The sequence below is a fragment of the Parasphingorhabdus sp. genome (assembly GCF_039982415.1).
Lineage (GTDB): Bacteria > Pseudomonadota > Alphaproteobacteria > Sphingomonadales > Sphingomonadaceae > Parasphingorhabdus.
Genome location: NZ_JBDWYL010000002.1, coordinates 126,269 through 143,986, shown reverse-complemented (window position 1 = coordinate 143,986; position 17,718 = coordinate 126,269). Strand labels below are relative to the sequence as shown.

The window sequence follows — 17,718 nt, the reverse complement described above, 5'->3', positions numbered from 1 at the left end:
CTTCTCATTTTGGAACGAAAGTTGCGGCTTTGCGACCGCAACCGCCGCGATTAGACCCACCTATTCCAGCATTTTGGGTGCTTCTTTTTGAAGCTTTTCCTTAAATTTATTTGCAAAAAGCGCGAGCAAAGGTGGCAAATCAAATATGGCATATACTTCGTCTTCACGTACGTGCATCTCACCACCAATGCGCTGCCCCATAGCTTCCAACGTGCAATGCATTATATCGCCATCCCAATGATGGTCAGTGATCGTTGCGCCGGGTACGGATTCCCCCAAACTGTGTACGCCGTTGCCAATACGGCTACGGGCCTCTGCCAACCCTAATTTATGTGCGATTGTAACGGTGACGGGTTGCCCCATATTCCATTCTCCCTCACGCCGACATTATCATTCCTAAGATCGCCGTCAATTCATCTCCCAAAACAGGTGCAGAAAAACTTGGCCTAGCGCCGTTTTATCATTAGGCAGCAACCCATGATCCTGGTTATTGACAATTATGACAGCTTCACTTTCAACCTTGTCCATTATCTCATGGAACTGGGGGCAGATGTTCAAGTGGAACGCAATGATGCGATCAGCGCGGACGAAGCCTTGGCAACCGGTGCCGATGCCTTCTTAATCTCACCAGGTCCATGCACCCCGAATGAAGCCGGTATTTCAATCGATCTTGTCGCTGCTTGTGCGGCAGCCAAAAAACCCTTGCTGGGCGTTTGTTTAGGACACCAGAGCATCGGCCAATATTTTGGCGGTAAAGTCGTTCGCGGCGGTTTGATGCATGGTAAGACATCGCCGATAACCCATGACAATAGCGGTTTATTCGCCGCCTTACCCTCCCCTTATACCGCCACGCGCTATCATTCCCTGATTGTCGAAGAGATACCCGATGTTCTGAAAATCAACGCCACCGCACAAGACGGCTCGGTGATGGGCTTTCGGCACCAGCATCTGCCGATCCACGGGGTACAATTTCATCCTGAGAGCATCGCCACCGAACATGGTCATGCGCTGCTCGCCAATTTCATGCGATTAGCAGAACTTTCCCCAAAGTCGATGCCATGACAGAAAAACTCACCTTCACGCCAAATGAAGATGATCTGCGCGCCGCCTACGGCCTGCATCTCACTCAAATGGGGTGGAAGCGGCTAGGCTATTTGCTCGCATTTGGTTTTTTCATTGGTTTTGCCATGGCCGCCTATGACGGGTTTGAAAATATCAATGCCGCAATTGGTCTGATTGCGGGAATGACGATATGGGCGGGTATTGTGGCGCTGGTCATGCGGATTTTATTGCCGATTTGGTGGGTTCCTCGCTTGGCCAAGAAAATCTACAAGCAGCAAAAAGACTTACGTTTGGAAACAACCAGCTGGTGGGGTGACGAAAAATTGCATTCCACCAATGCGCAAGGTGAAGCCCATTTGAATTTTGCTGATATGGTAAAATGGCGAGCAGACGATAAAGTAATCTTGCTCTATCGGTCCGATCATATGTTCAATTTCTTGCCCGCACGTATATTTGTCGACAGCTCCCACCGAGACGGACTCATCCGCCGTTTGCAGGATGCAGGGGTCCCTGGAGAAGAACAAAAATGATCGATCTGCCCGAGCCCAAGGAAGCGCTGTCCAAAGCCCAAGCGCGTGAAATATTTGCCGCTATTTTGGATGGCAAAACCAAGCCCGATGCCATTCGGCAATTTCTTGTACAATTGGCCGCACGCGGCGAAACGTCCGATGAAATTGCCGCCGCCGCCGAGGAAATGCGCGCGCGTATGATCGTTGTTGCCGCGCCGGAAAATGCAATTGATGTATGTGGTACTGGGGGCGATGGGAGCCATAGCCTCAACATTTCAACTGCAACGGCCCTGGTCGTGGCGGCTTGCGATATTCCCATGGCAAAGCACGGCAACCGCGCCGCTTCAAGCAAATCTGGCGCTGCCGACACGTTAGAAGCATTGGGTCTTGATCTGCAAAAAGCCGCCACCGGCGGTGAAGAAACTCTGCGCGAAATTGGCATAGCCTTTTTCTTCGCGCCTAATCACCATCCGGCCTTGGGCGGCTTGGCCGCCATTCGCAAGGCTATAGGCAGTCGAACCATTTTCAACTTGCTGGGTCCATTGTGCAATCCGGCCCAAGTGAAGCGCCAATTGATCGGCGTCGCATCTCTGGATCTGGTGACCACTTATGCCGAAGCGGCCGCGCAGCTGGATTATACAAAAATTATGATTGTCTCCGGCGAAGAAGGGTTGGATGAGCTCAGCATTTCTGGACCTTCTAAAGTAGCCATAGTTGAAGGTTCAACAATCACCTACAGCCGCATCGCGCCAGAGGATTTCGGCCTGCCGCGCCATGATGCAGAGGCCATTCGCGGCGGAGATGCAGTTTATAATGCAGGCGCCTTAAAGGCTTTGCTCGAAGGAGACACGTCCGCATATCGCGATTCTGTCCTGCTGAACAGTGCCGCTGCTTTAATGGTTGCCGGAGAGGTGGACAATTGGGAAGCGGGTATCGAAGAGGCGGGCGAAGCGCTTGATAAAGGGCTCGCCAATGCGCTTCTCAATTGCTGGATCGCCAATCAATGAAGGATCGCACATGAACAAATTGACCGAAATTTGTGCGGCGAAAAAATTGCATGTGCGCAAGCGGCGCGCGAATATTTCAACGTCGGCCATGCATGATCAAGTGCGCCACCAGGCACCGCCACGCGGCTTCATCAATGCCATCAAGGATAAAGCAGATACCGGTTTTGCGCTAATTGCAGAAATCAAAAAAGCCAGCCCTTCCAAAGGTCTTATCCGCGAGGATTTTGATCCCCCTACCCATGCCCGCGCCTATGAAGCCGGCGGCGCAGCGTGCCTGTCCATTCTCACCGACATGCCCTATTTTCAGGGCGCAGATGAATATCTTGTGGCCGCACAAACGGCCTGCAACCTCCCCTGTTTGCGCAAAGATTTTATGATTGATCCATGGCAGATCGAGGAATCCCGGGCGTTGGGAGCTGACGCGATTTTGATCATCATGGCAGCATTGGATGATAGTCTGGCACAGGAGATCGAAGCGGCTGCTATAGAATTGGGTATGGATTCCTTGATCGAAGTCCATGATGAAATGGAATTGGAGCGGGCGCTCCGACTGAGGTCTCCATTGCTCGGCATCAACAACCGCAATCTCAAAACATTTGAGACCAGCTTGGAGCAAACCGAAACGTTATCACAATTGGTTCCGGATGATCGGATCATGGTCTCGGAAAGCGGGATATTCACGCATCAAGACTGCGAACGGCTGGCGCAATCTGGCGCGCGGACCTTTTTGGTGGGCGAATCTTTGATGCGGCAAGAAAATATTGAGCAGGCAACCCGATTATTGCTGACGGGCGATCAGGAGCAAATATGAGCAAATTGACCCATATTGACGGTGATGGCGCGGCCCATATGGTTGACATATCGGCGAAAGACGACACGGTTCGCGAGGCCCATGCCGAAGGCTTTATTGCGATGAAACCGGAGCTGTTGGAAGCGATAAGAGCCAATAGCATGAAAAAAGGTGATGTCTTGGCCACCGCAAGAATTGCGGGAATCATGGCGGCCAAGAAGACCAGTGACCTAATTCCGCTATGTCATCCGCTGGCGCTCAGCAAAGTTTCGGTTGAATTTGAAATGACTGATTCCGGAATCAAAACCCGAGCGATGGCTCGCTTGACGGGAAAAACAGGCGTAGAAATGGAGGCGTTGACCGCCGTTTCTACCGCTCTCCTCACCATTTATGATATGTCCAAAGCGATGCAAAAAGATATGACCATCAGTGGCATCCGCTTGCTCTCTAAGTCCGGTGGAAAATCAGGAGACTGGAGCAATATATGAAACCGCTTTTGCCCTTGGAAGAAGCGCAAAAACGGCTGATTGCTATGGCCCAGCCCATGGCTGCGGAGACTGTCTCCGTTGATCAGGCTTTCGGCCGTTATATCGCAGAAGATATCATCGCCCAGCGCGATCAACCGGCGGCCAATATGTCGGCCATGGATGGCTATGCAATCCGATTTGAAGACCGCAATGGCCCATGGAAAGTTATCGGTGAATGCAAGGCCGGAAGCCCGCCTTGTTCGGCTATTGCAGCGGGCGAAGCCGCGCGCATTTTCACTGGCGCTTTGCTCCCGGAGGGCGCGGATACCGTCGTGATGCAAGAAAATGTTGATCGCAACGACAATGAGTTAAAATTGATTGACGATCCCTCACCAGTCAAAGGCCGGCATGTTCGATATCAAGGCGGCGATTTTGCTGCGGGATCTGTTGTTTTGAAAGCTGGAACGCTTTTGAACGCGGGGGCTTTAGGGCATATCGTAATTGCCGGACATGGAGAGCTGCGCGTCGGAACCCGTCCCAAAATTGCTATTCTGTCAACCGGCGACGAATTGGTTCCGCCCGGGGCGACCTCACTCCCCCACCAAATTCCGGCTAGCAATGATGTCATGATTGCCGCCATGCTAGCCGCTCTTCCGGCACAATCGCGATCAATAAGCCGCATTCCAGACAATCTTGACAGTCTCTGCGCTGCTCTTGAAAATGCACAAGATTGCGATGTCATTGTGACAATCGGCGGGGCCTCGGTCGGCGATCATGACTTAGTTGCCCCTGCTTTCAAGAAAATGGGCGGTCAAACCGATTTCTGGAAAATAGCGATGAAACCGGGCAAGCCTCTTATGGCCGGAAAATTGAGATCGTCACTGGTAATCGCATTGCCTGGTAATCCCGGTTCAGCCTTTGTCACGGCCACATTGTTTCTTTTGCCGCTTATTCGCTATCTCGCCGGAGCGAACCACTATATGCCCATCTTGCAATCAGCTGTGACCAGCACGCCTTTGCCCGCAACTGGAACACGCGCTGAATTTTTGCGGGCAATGGTTCAGGACGGACAGATTACAGCATTTGACAGTCAGGACAGCGCACAGCTTTCCATATTGGCCGCCGCCAATGCATTGCTCTACCGGCCTGCAGAGAGCGGGCCGCAGCCTACCGGATCAACTGTTTCTTATTTGAGCATTTGAAAATGCTTGACTTGACATGGTTTGTTTCATAATTGTTCCTTATTCGTTCCCGATAAGGACATGAAATATGCTCACACCGAAACAACATGAACTGCTTTGCTTCATCCATAATCGATTGGAAGATTCCGGCGTTTCGCCTTCTTTCGAAGAGATGAAAGATGCATTGGGCCTGAAATCAAAATCTGGTGTTCATCGGTTGATCAGTGCATTGGAAGAGCGTGGTTTTTTGCGGCGGCTCCCAAACAGAGCGCGGGCTTTGGAAGTCACAAAACTGCCGGAAGGCGGCACCGCTAAGCCAACAGCCCCCAATATTGTTAATATTGCACCTGACCCAGAGCCTGCTCCTGCCATGCGGGAAATACCGGTGGCTGCAAATGATGTTATTGAAATCCCCCTTCACGGCAAAATTGCGGCTGGTGTTCCGATTGAAGCGCTTGAAGGGCAATCAGCTCTCAGTGTCCCCGCCGCGCTTTTGGGATCGGGAGAGCATTATGCCTTGGAAGTATCCGGCGATTCCATGATTGATGCTGGTATTTTGGATGGCGATTATGCGCTGATTCAGCGAACCGAAACAGCGCGCAATGGTGAAATTGTTGTGGCCTTGGTTCATGACGAAGAAGCAACCTTGAAATATCTTTTCAAAGATAATGGTCAAGTCCGCCTGGATCCCGCAAATCCCGCCTATGAACCGCAATTATTCGGCGCTGGGGAAGTTCGCATTCAAGGCAAAATGGCCGGTCTGTTGCGGCGTTATAATTGATATAAAAGCCATTTTGTCGGGATCATCGAGACTTTTCCGGCGTCTTGAAGCGCATCCATTTGTGGTTTCCGGAACGACCCAAAACAGTCCTGACTTTTTGCTTAGATAAATCGATGGTTATCCCACCAAAGCGGCCTAAAAATGGCCGGTCCGCTTTCAGCCAGCGCGGCTGACAGCTGGCCGGTAAGCGACGCTCACTTATGACAATATCAGCCCGCTCGCAGGCAGCCGACAAAGCAATAGCGGGAATATAGTAAGAGCTGCGTATGGCGACGATGGTCCAACTTCTTTCCTCCACGGTCATCGTGACCGTACAGCTATCGCCATTGCAGTTTGCCTGAGACCAATGGTCAAAGCTTCGCATATCGCCTGCGATACCTGCGTTTTCCTGTATCATATCACGGACAAATTCACCGCTGCGCTGACGCAGCATGATGAGTTGATCCTGACCATTGCGGATCGCAACATGACGGCCATCACCAGTGATATAAATATCCGGTGCCCGTGCAAGCAGGATCATCGCTACCCCCAGACATATCGGAATCAGCCCCCAAAGGCGCCAGCTTTGGCTCCAAAGCGAAAACCACAGTCCGCCGGCGATAATCATAGCAAAAACACCCATTGCAACTGTTGGCATTAGAGTTACCGAACCTGGGCTGCTCGATACAAAATGGGCCAAGTGCAACAAGCTTTGTAGGGCCTGTTCGCATAACCACCAAATTGGAGCGCCCAGATCAAAAAGATCCAATATCAGCGCCAACGCTTCCAATGGCATGATTACAAATGTCGTTAGTGGAATTGCAATTATATTGGCCAAAGCCCCATAGATTCCGGCTTTGTGAAAGTGAAATAGCGCAATAGGCATTAGGGCCAGTTCGACGATAAGCCCAGTGAGAAACAGGCCGAAAATCAGGCGGCCCACGCGCTTTAAAAATCGCTCATCCCTCCGCGCCAATAGCGACATTATTCTGGGATGCTCATGCATGGCGATAATTGCGGTAACAGCAGCAAAACTGAGTTGAAAGCTAGGGCCAAAAAGCGCTTCGGGCCAAATGATCAATACCATGAGGGCGCCCGCCGCGACCATTCGCAAGGTAATCGCGCTGCGTCCCATTGCCAGCGCCAACAAAATCAACAAAGCCGCAATGCAGGCACGGATGGTCGGCACTTGTGCGCCAGTCATCAGCGTATAGCCCACAGCCGCGAAGGCCGCGCAACCGGCGGCAAACAGTGGCAAACGGAAACGAAGTGCCAATGGCGGGAATAATGCCAACAGGCGCAAGACAAACAAATAGCTAGCCCCCACAATCGCTGTGACGTGTAGTCCGCTAATCGATAGCAAATGGGCCAGACCGCTACGCCGCATCGCTTCGGCATCCGCATCATTAATCGCGCCGCGATCACCCGACGCGAGCGTTGCGCCAATCGCCCCTGCCCCATTTGCCATCTTTGATTGAACATGGCGCGATAATTTTTGCCGAATATCGTCCATCGGCGGGAGCAATATTAATGGTGCTGGAGGAGTTTCGACAATGGCAATTGGTCCGATTGCTTGACCCGTTGCTCCTAAACCCATGAACCAGGCCCGCTGCGAAAAATTATAGACCCCGGGCAGGCTCGGCATAGCAGGCGGCATTAATCGGGCTCGCACGCTTATGATCATGCCTGATTGCAATGCAGTAGGTATTTTGCTGATCGGGACGTTGACACGCACGCGCGGCGGCAAATTTTGTTTGCTGCCCGTCACGAGCGTCAAGCGCACTATCTGACGCGACCGCAATTCTTCCATACCATCGACTTTGGCATAGAAGGATGTGACCACCGGTCTGTCGAGAACCGGCTGGGCCACCGTCAACGCGCGTTGCCACATATTCGCGCAGCCCAATGCTGACAGCAGCATGACGCAAAACACCAGTTGGCAGGACCTGCGCCTGTTGGGGTATAGTTTGACACTTAAGGCCACAGCCCCACAAACGGCGATAAAACCAATCCAGAAGGCTGGTTCCGCAAACAAAAACCACGCGGCGATTCCCGAACCAAACGCGACCGGAACCCATAATGCCAAGCGATCGCTCTCGCGCTCCAACTGATTTTCTAGGCGTAGAATTATTTCTGAATTGGCAAGATATTCAAGCAATTGTCGTGCGCGAAACAGCATGCTAAGGGCCTTGCGACCTGATCCGGAATCGGCGAATTTCCCGATATTTTCGGATTGCGCATTTCGGCTGTTTGGATCCGCGCCACTTTGCATTTTTTTGGCTTAACATGGGGAATTACAAAGCGTGACTTTTAATGAAACCGATCCCGTTGTCACACGGTTCGCGCCATCTCCAACGGGATTTTTGCACATTGGCGGCGCACGGACTGCAATGTTTAACTGGCTATTCGCTCGCCACCATGGCGGCAAAGCCTTGTTGCGGATTGAGGATACCGACAAGGCGCGATCAACCCAGGAAGCCATTGATGCAATTTTGGAAGGCCTCGACTGGCTGGGCCTCAATTGGGATGACACTCCTGTCTTTCAATCGGCACGCGCGGAACGCCATGCCGCCGTAGCCCATGAACTGCTCGCGGCCGGAAATGCCTATAAATGCTTTGCCACACCAGAAGAGCTTGCGGCGATGCGCGAACAGCAAAAGGCTGAAAAAAAACCCATGCGTTATGACGGGCGTTGGAGAGACCGCGATCCGTCCGAAGCTCCGGATGGCGCTCCTTATGTCATTCGGCTGAAAACGCAGACGAGCGGCAAAATGACCATTACCGATGCGGTTCAAGGCGACGTATCGGTTCAAAATAGTGAGATAGATGATTTTATTCTGCTGCGTTCTGATGGCAGTCCAACCTATATGCTCGCTGTCGTTGTCGATGATCATGATATGGGCGTCACACACTTGATCCGCGGTGATGATCATCTCAACAATGCGTTCCGGCAATTGGCCATGATCCAAGCCATGGGTTGGAAAGAACCAGTATATGCGCATATCCCGCTTATCCATGGCAATGACGGCGCTAAATTATCGAAAAGACATGGCGCTTTGGGGGTCGAAGCCTATCGCGATATGGGGATCATGTCAGACGCGATGTTCAATTATCTGCTGCGTCTGGGCTGGGGTCATGGTGATGATGAATTTATCTCGCGGGCGCAAGCCATATCCTGGTTTGGGCTGGACGGTGTAGGAAAATCTCCTTCCCGATTTGATACGAAAAAACTGCAGAATCTCAATGGGCAATATATTCGCGAAGCGCAAGATTCGCAGCTTGTTGGATTGACAACGCCGTCGATTGAACAAGGTTTGGGCAGGAAATTAACCCTAGAAGACAGTGAATTATTGGGCCGCGCCATGCCGGTTTTAAAAAGTCGCGCAAAAAACTTGCTCGAATTGGCCAATAATAGCCTTTTTCTCTATAAAAAACGCCCACTTGACCTCGACGAGAAGGCACAATCTCTGCTAGATGATCCCGCACGGCAGATGCTTGAATCGATTCACGCAAATTTGGCAGTTCTCGACAATTGGACGATCGAGGCTACCGAGGAGGCGGTCAAGGCGATAGCAGACGCCGCCGAATTGGGGTTAGGAAAGCTTGCACAACCTATGCGAGCCGCCCTAACGGGAAGTACCAGTTCACCAGGAATTTTTGACGTGCTGATTCTCTTGGGCAAGGAAGAGTCATTGGACCGTCTTTTAGATCAGACAAAATAACCTGAATTTCTCAGGAGCAGAAAGGACAATATTGTGGGCAACAATAGCGCATCATTCGGCCTCGGCGGCGAAAATTACGAATTTCCCGTCATGCAAGGCACCGAAGGACCGGATGTCGTAGATATTCGCAAACTTTACGGACAGACTGGTGCCTTCACTTATGACCCGGGCTTTAAATCAACAGCAAGCTGTGAATCAGAACTCACCTTCATTGACGGCGGTGAAGGCGTGTTGTTGCACCGCGGTTATCCCATTGGTCAGCTCGCTGAAAAAAGCACGTTCATGGAAGTTGCCCATTTGCTACTGCGCGGCGAGTTGCCATCCGCAGATGAATATGCCGACTTTACCAACACGATCACGCGCCACACGATGTTGCACGATCAATTTGCCACATTCTACAACGGCTTCCGGCGCGATGCCCACCCTATGGCAATTATGTGCGGCGTGGTTGGAGCGCTCTCAGCATTTTATCATGACAGCACGGATATTAGCGATCCCGAACAACGGATGATCGCGAGCCACCGGCTCATCGCCAAAATGCCTACAATTGCAGCCATGGCCTATAAATATGCCGTTGGTCAGCCGTTCATGCACCCAGATAACAGCTTGTCTTATACGGGCAACTTCCTGCGCATGACCTTTGGCGTTCCTGCCGAGCCCTATGAGGTGAATCCGGTTATCGAAAAGGCAATGGATCGGATTTTCATCCTCCACGCTGACCACGAACAAAATGCATCGACGTCAACCGTACGGCTTGCCGGTTCATCTGGTGCCAATCCCTTTGCCTGCATCGCCGCCGGCATAGCCTGCTTATGGGGCCCTGCCCATGGCGGCGCCAATGAAGCGGCTTTGAACATGTTGCATGAAATCGGTCATCCTGATCGTATTCCAGAATATATTGAACGCGCAAAAGACAAAAATGACCCCTTCCGTCTCATGGGCTTTGGCCACCGGGTTTACAAAAACCATGATCCGCGGGCGACAGTAATGGAAAAAACCGTACGCGAAGTTTTTGATGCGCTGAAAGTGTCTGATCCAGTCTTCGAAGTGGCTTTGCAATTGGAAGAAATGGCGCTGAACGATCCATATTTCATCGAGAAGAAGCTATTCCCCAATGTCGATTTCTATTCTGGCATCATTCTATCAGCCATTGGTTTCCCGACATCCATGTTTACCGCGCTCTTCGCCTTGGCAAGAACCGTCGGTTGGGTTGCCCAATGGAACGAAATGATTTCTGACCCCGGTCAGGTTATCGGTCGTCCGCGGCAACTTTATACTGGCCCCTCGCAACGAGACTATGTTGAAATAGGCAAGCGGTAAATTTGCGACAAATTTAGGATTGCAGAAAAGGGGAGCGGTTTGCTCCTCTTTTTTTGTCTATTCGGTGCGGGACGGCAAGCTTAGCTTGAAGGTTGCCCCCTTGCCTATGGCGCTTTCGACAACCAGATTGCCGTCCATCGCATTGGCCAAACGCCGGGATATGAACAGACCTAATCCACTGCCGCCATCACCGGAACGACCCAATCTTTCAAATTTTTCAAAAATCCGTTGCTGGTCGTCCTCCGCAATACCGTCGCCTTGGTCGCGAACCGAAATCACAGAAAAATCCGCACCAGCTTTGACTTGCAATTTGATCACAGAGCCATCGGGTGAATAGCGAATAGCATTACCAATGAGATTGACCAATATCTGTAAAACCCTGCGAAACTCGCCTTTGGTGGGGACTTTTAAATCCTTGTCCGGCAAATCAATTCTCATCTGATGATCCGCGGCTTTGACTGCTAGCAGACCGGCGGCGCGATGCGCCAAGTCGACCAGATCAATATCATCAGCCGCGACCGAGAAGCTGGTCCGTTGAATGGCTTCCAAGTCGGAAAGATCGTTGACCAGATCCATGAGATGACGGCCAGCGGAAGCAATATCTTTGGCATAGTCGGAATAATCGCCTCGCAGCGGTCCTTCCAATCGATTGCCGATTGTTTCCGCATTCGCAATGATTTTACCCAGCGGCTGACGCAAGGCTGGACCCAATTGCGAACCAAATAAGGAGTCGCTGATCAATTCGCCCTTTTCAATCGGCAAAGCCTTGGGATCTGGATTATGCGCGACTTCCTTTTCCTCATCCCGTTCCAGAGAAAAGCGATAGCCAGAAAAAAGTCCATCATTGTCGATCAAAGGCTGTCCCGACATTGTATAATAGGATTTTTTGCCATGTCGCTGCCGAACATGCTGACCGCGAACCGGCTGACGCTCTGAAATATTTTCAACAAGAATGGATTGTTTTGAAGGTGCAACAAAGTCGAATATTTCCAACAAGGATTGCCCGGCATATTGTTCAGCTGCATTGAGATCACCCGGCAAGGACAGAGCCATAACTCTCAATGATGCATCAGTTCGGATCGATCCTCGGCCATTCAGCCGATCAAAGTCACGTTGGCGATCGGGCATCGCATTACTATCTGCCGGTGCGGGGGCTTCCTTCCAATCCACAATGCTGATGGTGATATAGTCTTGATCATCATTTTTTTGCAGACGGATTTCCACCCACATATTGATCAAATTATGATCGTCCGCCGCTTGGACGGGACGGGACAAGTTCATATCCAGCTGACGACTCAATCGGCACAGGCTAGACAATTGAGGGATCGCTAAAGGTCCACCCTCATAGCCGCCGCAATGCAGGTGCAATCGCAACAAGGGTGGATCTGCAGAGACCAATCGCCCTTCGCGATCCACTTGCCCGCGAACCGGTTCGGCAAGGTTGCCAGTTATCGACATTAGTCGGTCAATCCTGCAGCGCTTCTGTTGAGCCGTTGTTGGGCATCTTGAAACAAACTGTTGCTGGAAAGGTCCGAGATAAGATCAACGGCATGATCATAATCTATCTCATTATACGATGCGGGCGTCAGCAATTGGCCGCCGGTTTCCAGCAATCCGAAAATACTCAATGCGCGGTCCATCGGCAAATCGATTGCCCGCATCGCGACAATGAGGCGGACCATATTGGGTTCGGCCGAGAATATCGTCAATTGGTCTGCGGTCAAACCGGTGCGCTGCGCCATGCGCGCAAGGAACAAATCCAATCCATCATGCAACGGATGCATTTGGTTTTCATCGCCAGGATTGGCATCAACCAATTGCGCCAACCGTTGCGCCCGGCTTTGGATCGTAGCACCTTCGTCATGCCGACCCAGCAATTTTTCAGCTGCTGTCTTGAGCGTACCCCCTTCATAACCGGACAATTTTTCGACCGCAGCCGTAATAGGCCAAGTCAAAGCGTATAAAATTTCCGCCGGAAGATTGGTGATGCTCGCGCGGATAGCTGCGGCTCCTGCATTGTCTCGGCTTTGGGCTACGAGCAATGCCATGGCGGCATCGGCAATCTGACTATCGTCATGATCGAGATAGCGGGTCAACACCGATTCAAGATCAGCCTGAGATGCTTTTTGCGACAAACGCCCCTTAAGCTCAACCCGCTGCACATTGGAGAAAATATGCTCCAGCACAGCTTTGCCTTGCAACAGACCGGAATTTTGCAACATCGAGAAACTATGTCCGCGATCGCTATTGCCGATTTCCACAATCATGTCGTGAGACAGTCCAAAATCCTCAACTGCTATGCGGCACAATTCAGTTTCAATTTCCTGCACGATGGATTGCAAATATTGCCGGCCATTGGACAACATCCGATCTGAAAAAAATATATCGGATTTCGGGAATAATACCGCAGCGAGATCATAAGAAATATGCGCACTGGAACCACTTAATGCAGCCGCTTGCTGCACAAGGCTCACACCTGGATTTTGATCCATCAAAAAATCTCGCTTCACCATGACCTTAGCCATAAAACAATGTGGTTAATATCTGGCTAAGTGCAATATGTTCTACGCCACGTCCTGTTGCTCAGAAATCTGCGAAAAACGGTCGCGCGAAACCAAGACCAAATAAGCCATTGCGTAAAGCGTGAGAAGATAGAGACCCACAGCGAAGAAACCAGCGATAGAAAAAAGAAAAAAGAACAATAATATCAATTGCCTATCAGGTTTTATAAGGGTAATTTTTCGACCATCAGGCGCTTTGTCAACAAGCCACAAAATACAACTTAACAAGATTAGCAAGGACTGTTCCGCTCCAAATATTGGTGATGGGGCGTGATGCCAAATCACGACCGCCAAGGTGGCAATCGCGAGTATATTGAACAGCAAATTGCCCCAATCCAATCCTTTCGCGCTGTGTCCGAAAATAGATATGCGTTGGTTCAAGTTTAAGACCAATGCGCTAATGAGTAAAAATGCAAGCGCCAGTATCGGCCAACCAACCAGACCCATGGTCAGCGCAATGATATTGCAGGCCAGAGCGGCAATTCCGGTATATTTTTTTGCATCTGGTGCCCGCCATAAGAGCGGTATGAGCTTGCGCGTTGCGGGCCATACCAGAAAACGATCCAAAAAATTCTGTTTGGGAATTTCAGCTTTTTCCAACCGTCTTTGGGTATATTGCTGGACATTAACTTCGGTAAGCAATTGCACCAGATTATCGGCTTTCATGCGATCATCTGAGACAATATCCCGCCTGCAATCTGATTGCACCGCCGTACGCAACAGAGCCGATCCGATATCCCAGTCTTCTGGAATATCACTGATTTCAGCCAATCGACTAGCTTTTAACAGAGCAATGCCTAGCCATCGATGATTGAGGTCAATACGTTCGAAACTGGAATAATCGTCTGCATTTCCAACGACTTGGATCATTTCTGCGGACTCTTCTCGCACGGCCAGCGCCATCACTTCTCCCGGCAATATCCCATCACCCAAGTAAAGCAGTTCATCCTCATCTGTGGCATATTGCTGCAAGTGATCAGAATTGCGGGCAATTTCGGCGTCGATATTCTGAATTTTCAGCGCGTCGACATATTGCAGCAACGCCCCATGCATAGTTGGACTTAACAGGACAATCTTATCCGCGCCCATTTGCTGTGCCGAGCGCACCTGCCGCTGAACAATGGTTTCATCAAATAAAGGCAACAGACCGACAGGACCCTGGCTGGGTGCCTGCTCAATCGATACGGAGATAAGCGCAAGTCTCAACAAAAAATCCTATTGCACCAGTTTACTAATCCGGGCCGAGTATAGGATTTAGAATGCCAGCATCAAAGGACTATCTTCGCGCAAAACGTGATAATGTAAAAAATTAATCGCGATGATTTTCGATCGCCGCGATGGCACGTTCCAATTTCTTCAAAATGGTCGGTTCGCCGGGAGCTGAAATAATCGCTTCTTCAGCCAAACGCAAAACTTGCGTTGCACCAAAGCTGGCCGCCAACCCTTTTAAGCGCAAGGCAGCATATTCCCAATTGGCGTCGCAACGGGCGCGATGAAGCAGATCTACCTGCCGTTTTGCGCTTTCCAAAAATGCTGCACGCAATTCTGCGATGAGTGACTGATCGTCACCTACTGCAGCGGTTAGGGCTGCGTCGAGCGCTCCATAATCAAATGACATGAGGGTTTCTTAGGACGCCATGGTTAACTTATAGTTTCTCTCAGCGAAAAATATGGTAAAACCGACTCATGACAGGTGGATCTAAAATTATCGGAATCAGGCGTGACCGGGGCGAGGAACCTCATATGGAGCATGTCGAATTTGACGAAACAGAGAGCGATGCTGCCGAAGAGCCAGCAAAGGCGGAACAAGAACATCTAGAGGAAAGTGAAGCGGATCAAGCGGTTGACGAAAGCAGCAGCGATGACGAGTGGAGCCATTACACGGATGAAGAAAGCTTCGCGACGCCGAAATCGCAATTTGTTGCACCCACATTGCTCGGACTATCCATAGCCCTGTGGACGGGCTTTTTTGCCTGGGCCAATCGCGACATTTTTACAACAATTCCGACAATGAAAGCCGCAATAGACCTGCTTTCTCAATTTTGCTTGCCGATCGCAACCTTTGCCATTCTCTATTTGCTCTATATGCGCAACAGCACGCGGGAAGCCAAACGGTTTGACGATGTAGCTTCTTCTTTGCGGATCGAATCGGAACAATTGGAATTTCGATTGAAAACCGTGAACAACGAACTGGCAATGGCCCGGGAATTTCTGGCCGGCGAAACGCGGGAGCTGGAAACATTAGGTTCGCAATCATCCGAAAAGCTGAACAAGGCCGCTAGCAATATCAAAACTGCGCTCAGCGATGGTCTATCCAAAATGAAGAAATTGGACGATGTCGGTAGCGCGGCTTATAAAAATCTTGAACAGCTTCGCGAACATTTGCCGGTGGTGATTAACACGGCAAAAGATGTCACCAATCAAATCGGCAATTCCGGTCGCTCTGCGCAAGCAGAAATTGCAGCAATGGTAAGCACCTTGAAGCGAGTTGGCGATGTCGGGACGGCAGCAAAACAAAGTTTGGAAGAGCTCACCCAAAAATCGGAAGACGCGCTGGTCAATCTTGAAAATACGGCCGCGGATATCAAAGAAAAATTTGCCGTACAGCTGACCGAAGCGGAAAGCGGGTCTACCCGCATTGCCACCGTTTTGAAAGATGCCTCTTCCGAAGTCATTGCAGCATTGGGCAAAACCCGAAGCGAATTGGCCAGTGAAACAGCCGAGAGTTCGGAGACGATAAAAGCGGAACTTGCCTCTCTCGAAGAGACAATCAGCCTGGTGGGTAAAGCCGCTGATGATGAAGAATCCCGCCTCAAAACGCTGGTGCAGGATTTGCACGAGAATATCACCGAGATCACCAAGACCGTACAAACCTTGGACAATGAAAGTGGAGAAAAAACAGCCAAGCTCGCTTTTGCCATGACCGCGTTGGAACAAAATAGCGACGCGCTTAGAAAGTCGATCGAAGACGGCCATGGAACGGCCGATACGATGATCGCACGGATCGAAAATCTCCTTGAAGCGCTCGACAGTGGTGCGCGGGAATTGGATGAAACCCTGCCTGCCGCATTTGACCGCATGAACGAAAAATCGGAAGAAAGTGCGGCGGTGTTTAACCGGATGGTCGAAGAAGCCGGAAAAGTGGGCGCTGTCTCGGACGAAGTTTTTGCCAAGATTGAGAAATCGGACGAAGCCATTGAAGAGCAGCGCGCAATGCTCGCCAAGCTCAGCGATGACGGAGATATCGCAACCGACAATGTTCTCAACAAGATTGATGGCCTCGCCAAGGAATTGCGCGATGTTCGGGAACAGAATGAAGCCTTGGCCGAGAGCGCGGGTGAGAAGCTGATTAGCGCCCTTCTCCGGGTTAAGGAAACGGCTCGTCAGGCATCAGAACATTCCCGCGATGCGCTTGAAAAATCCATTGCAGGATCCGCCGAAACATTTGAAAAAGTGAGCGAAGAAGCCCTCAGCAAAATTATTGATGAGAAAATTTCGTCCATTGCTCCCAAGCTGGAAAGCGCTGTTTCCAAAGCTGTTGCAACGACGGAATCAACCGCTGGCCATTTGACCAGCCAGCTTACCGCCATTGAAGATATGACCACTCAGCTGGAACAGCGGATCCTGTTTGCTAAGGAAAAAGCCGAACAAAGCAGCGACGAAAACTTCACACGGCGCGTAGCTCTACTGACGGAATCGCTCAACTCGACAGCTATTGATGTGACGAAGCTGCTTTCCAATGAAGTAACCGACACCGAATGGGCTGCCTATCTGAAAGGCGATCGCGGCATTTTTACCCGCCGAGCCGTGCGCTTGCTGGATGCGGGCGAGGTTCGCGAAATATTGTCGGAATATGATAGTAATTCCGAGTTTCGCGAGCATGTGAACCGCTATATCCACGATTTTGAGACCATGTTGCGCGGCGTATTGGCGACCCGCGATGGTAGCGCCATCAGTGTGACCTTATTGTCTTCGGATATCGGCAAGCTCTATGTCGCGCTAGCCCAAGCGATCGAACGTCTGCGCAACTAACCCAAACGCCCCACTCACCCTTAGCGCTGGTCGAGTTTTCCCCGGCTATCGAATAAATCAATATCGTCAACCGTGATCCATTGCTGGGTGTAGTTAAAGTAAAAGAGCAAAAAGGCGCCCGTAGCCAATAATGTGGTGTTGCGCAAAATACGGCCCGGCTTGAAATTGACCGGCGCCCCATCGGCTTGCCCTTTGACCAATTCTGTGCCGGTTTCACTGTGATTGCGGATACCGATGGGTAGGATAATAAAGGCCGATAAGACCCAAAACAGCACGTATATGGCTATAATTGATGTCCAATCCATTG

General features: G+C 50.8%; 17 protein-coding genes. 10 read left to right on the top strand and 7 right to left on the bottom strand.

Annotated features, from left to right (window positions below; translation table 11 throughout):
• Positions 1-60: 60 nt before the first annotated feature.
• A complete protein-coding gene (locus ABJU74_RS03395) occupies positions 61-363 on the bottom strand; it encodes a polyhydroxyalkanoic acid system family protein (protein ID WP_348382711.1) in 303 nt (100 codons plus the stop codon).
• 114 nt (positions 364-477) lie between these two features.
• Between ABJU74_RS03395 and ABJU74_RS03390 the strand changes: the two genes are divergently transcribed.
• From ABJU74_RS03390 to lexA, 7 genes are all read left to right on the top strand, one after another.
• Entirely contained in the window at positions 478-1,062 is a 585-nt protein-coding gene (locus tag ABJU74_RS03390; RefSeq protein ID WP_348382710.1) for an aminodeoxychorismate/anthranilate synthase component II, read from the top strand.
• Positions 1,059-1,592, top strand: coding sequence for a YcxB family protein (locus ABJU74_RS03385; protein ID WP_348382709.1), 534 nt, complete (start codon positions 1,059-1,061; stop codon positions 1,590-1,592). Before ABJU74_RS03390 ends, ABJU74_RS03385 begins: the two co-directional genes overlap by 4 nt.
• The gene (gene trpD / locus ABJU74_RS03380) at positions 1,589-2,578 is read left to right on the top strand and encodes an anthranilate phosphoribosyltransferase (RefSeq protein ID WP_348382708.1); all 990 of its coding nucleotides are present in this window, start codon (positions 1,589-1,591) and stop codon (positions 2,576-2,578) included. Before ABJU74_RS03385 ends, trpD begins: the two co-directional genes overlap by 4 nt.
• 10 nt (positions 2,579-2,588) lie before the next feature.
• Entirely contained in the window at positions 2,589-3,389 is an 801-nt protein-coding gene (trpC, locus tag ABJU74_RS03375) for an indole-3-glycerol phosphate synthase TrpC (RefSeq protein WP_348382707.1), read from the top strand.
• Complete coding sequence (moaC, locus tag ABJU74_RS03370; RefSeq protein WP_348382706.1) at positions 3,386-3,856, top strand: cyclic pyranopterin monophosphate synthase MoaC; 471 nt, start codon at positions 3,386-3,388, stop codon at positions 3,854-3,856. Before trpC ends, moaC begins: the two co-directional genes overlap by 4 nt.
• Positions 3,853-5,037, top strand: coding sequence for a gephyrin-like molybdotransferase Glp (glp, locus tag ABJU74_RS03365; protein ID WP_348382705.1), 1,185 nt, complete (start codon positions 3,853-3,855; stop codon positions 5,035-5,037). Before moaC ends, glp begins: the two co-directional genes overlap by 4 nt.
• 67 nt (positions 5,038-5,104) lie before the next feature.
• On the top strand, positions 5,105-5,797 hold the full coding sequence (lexA, locus tag ABJU74_RS03360; protein ID WP_348382704.1) for a transcriptional repressor LexA: 693 nt from the start codon (positions 5,105-5,107) through the stop codon (positions 5,795-5,797).
• A gap of 22 nt (positions 5,798-5,819) precedes the next feature.
• Here lexA and ABJU74_RS03355 read toward each other — a convergent pair whose 3' ends face one another.
• On the bottom strand, positions 5,820-8,048 hold the full coding sequence (locus ABJU74_RS03355) for a ComEC/Rec2 family competence protein (protein ID WP_348382703.1): 2,229 nt from the start codon (positions 8,046-8,048) through the stop codon (positions 5,820-5,822).
• Between the two features lie 31 nt (positions 8,049-8,079).
• On the opposite strand from ABJU74_RS03355, the gene gltX reads away from it, so the two are divergent.
• Both gltX and ABJU74_RS03345 read left to right on the top strand, forming a co-directional pair.
• The gene (gltX, locus tag ABJU74_RS03350; RefSeq protein ID WP_348382702.1) at positions 8,080-9,498 is read left to right on the top strand and encodes a glutamate--tRNA ligase; all 1,419 of its coding nucleotides are present in this window, start codon (positions 8,080-8,082) and stop codon (positions 9,496-9,498) included.
• 33 nt (positions 9,499-9,531) lie between these two features.
• Positions 9,532-10,818: a citrate synthase gene (locus ABJU74_RS03345; RefSeq protein ID WP_348382701.1), complete on the top strand. Its 1,287-nt coding sequence runs from the start codon at positions 9,532-9,534 to the stop codon at positions 10,816-10,818.
• A gap of 57 nt (positions 10,819-10,875) precedes the next feature.
• Here the strand turns inward: ABJU74_RS03345 and ABJU74_RS03340 are convergent, their stop codons facing one another.
• The 4 genes from ABJU74_RS03340 to ABJU74_RS03325 all read right to left on the bottom strand — a co-directional run bounded on the left by ABJU74_RS03340 (position 10,876) and on the right by ABJU74_RS03325 (position 14,997).
• A complete protein-coding gene (locus ABJU74_RS03340; protein ID WP_348382700.1) occupies positions 10,876-12,276 on the bottom strand; it encodes a HAMP domain-containing sensor histidine kinase in 1,401 nt (466 codons plus the stop codon).
• Positions 12,276-13,310, bottom strand: a complete 1,035-nt coding sequence (locus tag ABJU74_RS03335; RefSeq protein ID WP_348382699.1) for a hypothetical protein — start codon at positions 13,308-13,310, stop codon at positions 12,276-12,278. The genes ABJU74_RS03340 and ABJU74_RS03335 overlap by 1 nt, the downstream gene beginning before the upstream one ends.
• Before the next feature lie 72 nt (positions 13,311-13,382).
• On the bottom strand, positions 13,383-14,585 hold the full coding sequence (locus tag ABJU74_RS03330; protein WP_348382698.1) for a hypothetical protein: 1,203 nt from the start codon (positions 14,583-14,585) through the stop codon (positions 13,383-13,385).
• 103 nt (positions 14,586-14,688) lie between these two features.
• Positions 14,689-14,997 (bottom strand): Hpt domain-containing protein, encoded by a 309-nt coding sequence (locus tag ABJU74_RS03325; RefSeq protein WP_348382697.1) that lies wholly within the window; start codon positions 14,995-14,997, stop codon positions 14,689-14,691.
• Between the two features lie 125 nt (positions 14,998-15,122).
• Between ABJU74_RS03325 and ABJU74_RS03320 the strand changes: the two genes are divergently transcribed.
• Complete coding sequence (locus tag ABJU74_RS03320; protein WP_348382696.1) at positions 15,123-17,411, top strand: hypothetical protein; 2,289 nt, start codon at positions 15,123-15,125, stop codon at positions 17,409-17,411.
• A gap of 20 nt (positions 17,412-17,431) precedes the next feature.
• Here the strand turns inward: ABJU74_RS03320 and ABJU74_RS03315 are convergent, their stop codons facing one another.
• Positions 17,432-17,716 (bottom strand): DUF1467 family protein, encoded by a 285-nt coding sequence (locus tag ABJU74_RS03315; protein WP_348382695.1) that lies wholly within the window; start codon positions 17,714-17,716, stop codon positions 17,432-17,434.
• Positions 17,717-17,718 lie beyond the last annotated feature (2 nt).

Excerpts from the sequence above, each read along its gene's own strand:
- ABJU74_RS03395 (WP_348382711.1), bottom strand. The coding sequence starts at position 363 with ATGGGGCAACCCGTCACCGTTACAATCGCACATAAATTAGGGTTGGCA.
- ABJU74_RS03390 (WP_348382710.1), top strand. The coding sequence starts at position 478 with ATGATCCTGGTTATTGACAATTATGACAGCTTCACTTTCAACCTTGTC.
- ABJU74_RS03385 (WP_348382709.1), top strand. The coding sequence starts at position 1,059 with ATGACAGAAAAACTCACCTTCACGCCAAATGAAGATGATCTGCGCGCC.
- trpD (WP_348382708.1), top strand. The coding sequence starts at position 1,589 with ATGATCGATCTGCCCGAGCCCAAGGAAGCGCTGTCCAAAGCCCAAGCG.
- trpC (WP_348382707.1), top strand. The coding sequence starts at position 2,589 with ATGAACAAATTGACCGAAATTTGTGCGGCGAAAAAATTGCATGTGCGC.
- moaC (WP_348382706.1), top strand. The coding sequence starts at position 3,386 with ATGAGCAAATTGACCCATATTGACGGTGATGGCGCGGCCCATATGGTT.
- glp (WP_348382705.1), top strand. The coding sequence starts at position 3,853 with ATGAAACCGCTTTTGCCCTTGGAAGAAGCGCAAAAACGGCTGATTGCT.
- lexA (WP_348382704.1), top strand. The coding sequence starts at position 5,105 with ATGCTCACACCGAAACAACATGAACTGCTTTGCTTCATCCATAATCGA.
- ABJU74_RS03355 (WP_348382703.1), bottom strand. The coding sequence starts at position 8,048 with ATGCAAAGTGGCGCGGATCCAAACAGCCGAAATGCGCAATCCGAAAAT.
- ABJU74_RS03340 (WP_348382700.1), bottom strand. The coding sequence starts at position 12,276 with ATGTCGATAACTGGCAACCTTGCCGAACCGGTTCGCGGGCAAGTGGAT.
- ABJU74_RS03335 (WP_348382699.1), bottom strand. The coding sequence starts at position 13,310 with ATGGATCAAAATCCAGGTGTGAGCCTTGTGCAGCAAGCGGCTGCATTA.
- ABJU74_RS03325 (WP_348382697.1), bottom strand. The coding sequence starts at position 14,997 with ATGTCATTTGATTATGGAGCGCTCGACGCAGCCCTAACCGCTGCAGTA.
- ABJU74_RS03320 (WP_348382696.1), top strand. The coding sequence starts at position 15,123 with ATGGAGCATGTCGAATTTGACGAAACAGAGAGCGATGCTGCCGAAGAG.
- ABJU74_RS03315 (WP_348382695.1), bottom strand. The coding sequence starts at position 17,716 with ATGGATTGGACATCAATTATAGCCATATACGTGCTGTTTTGGGTCTTA.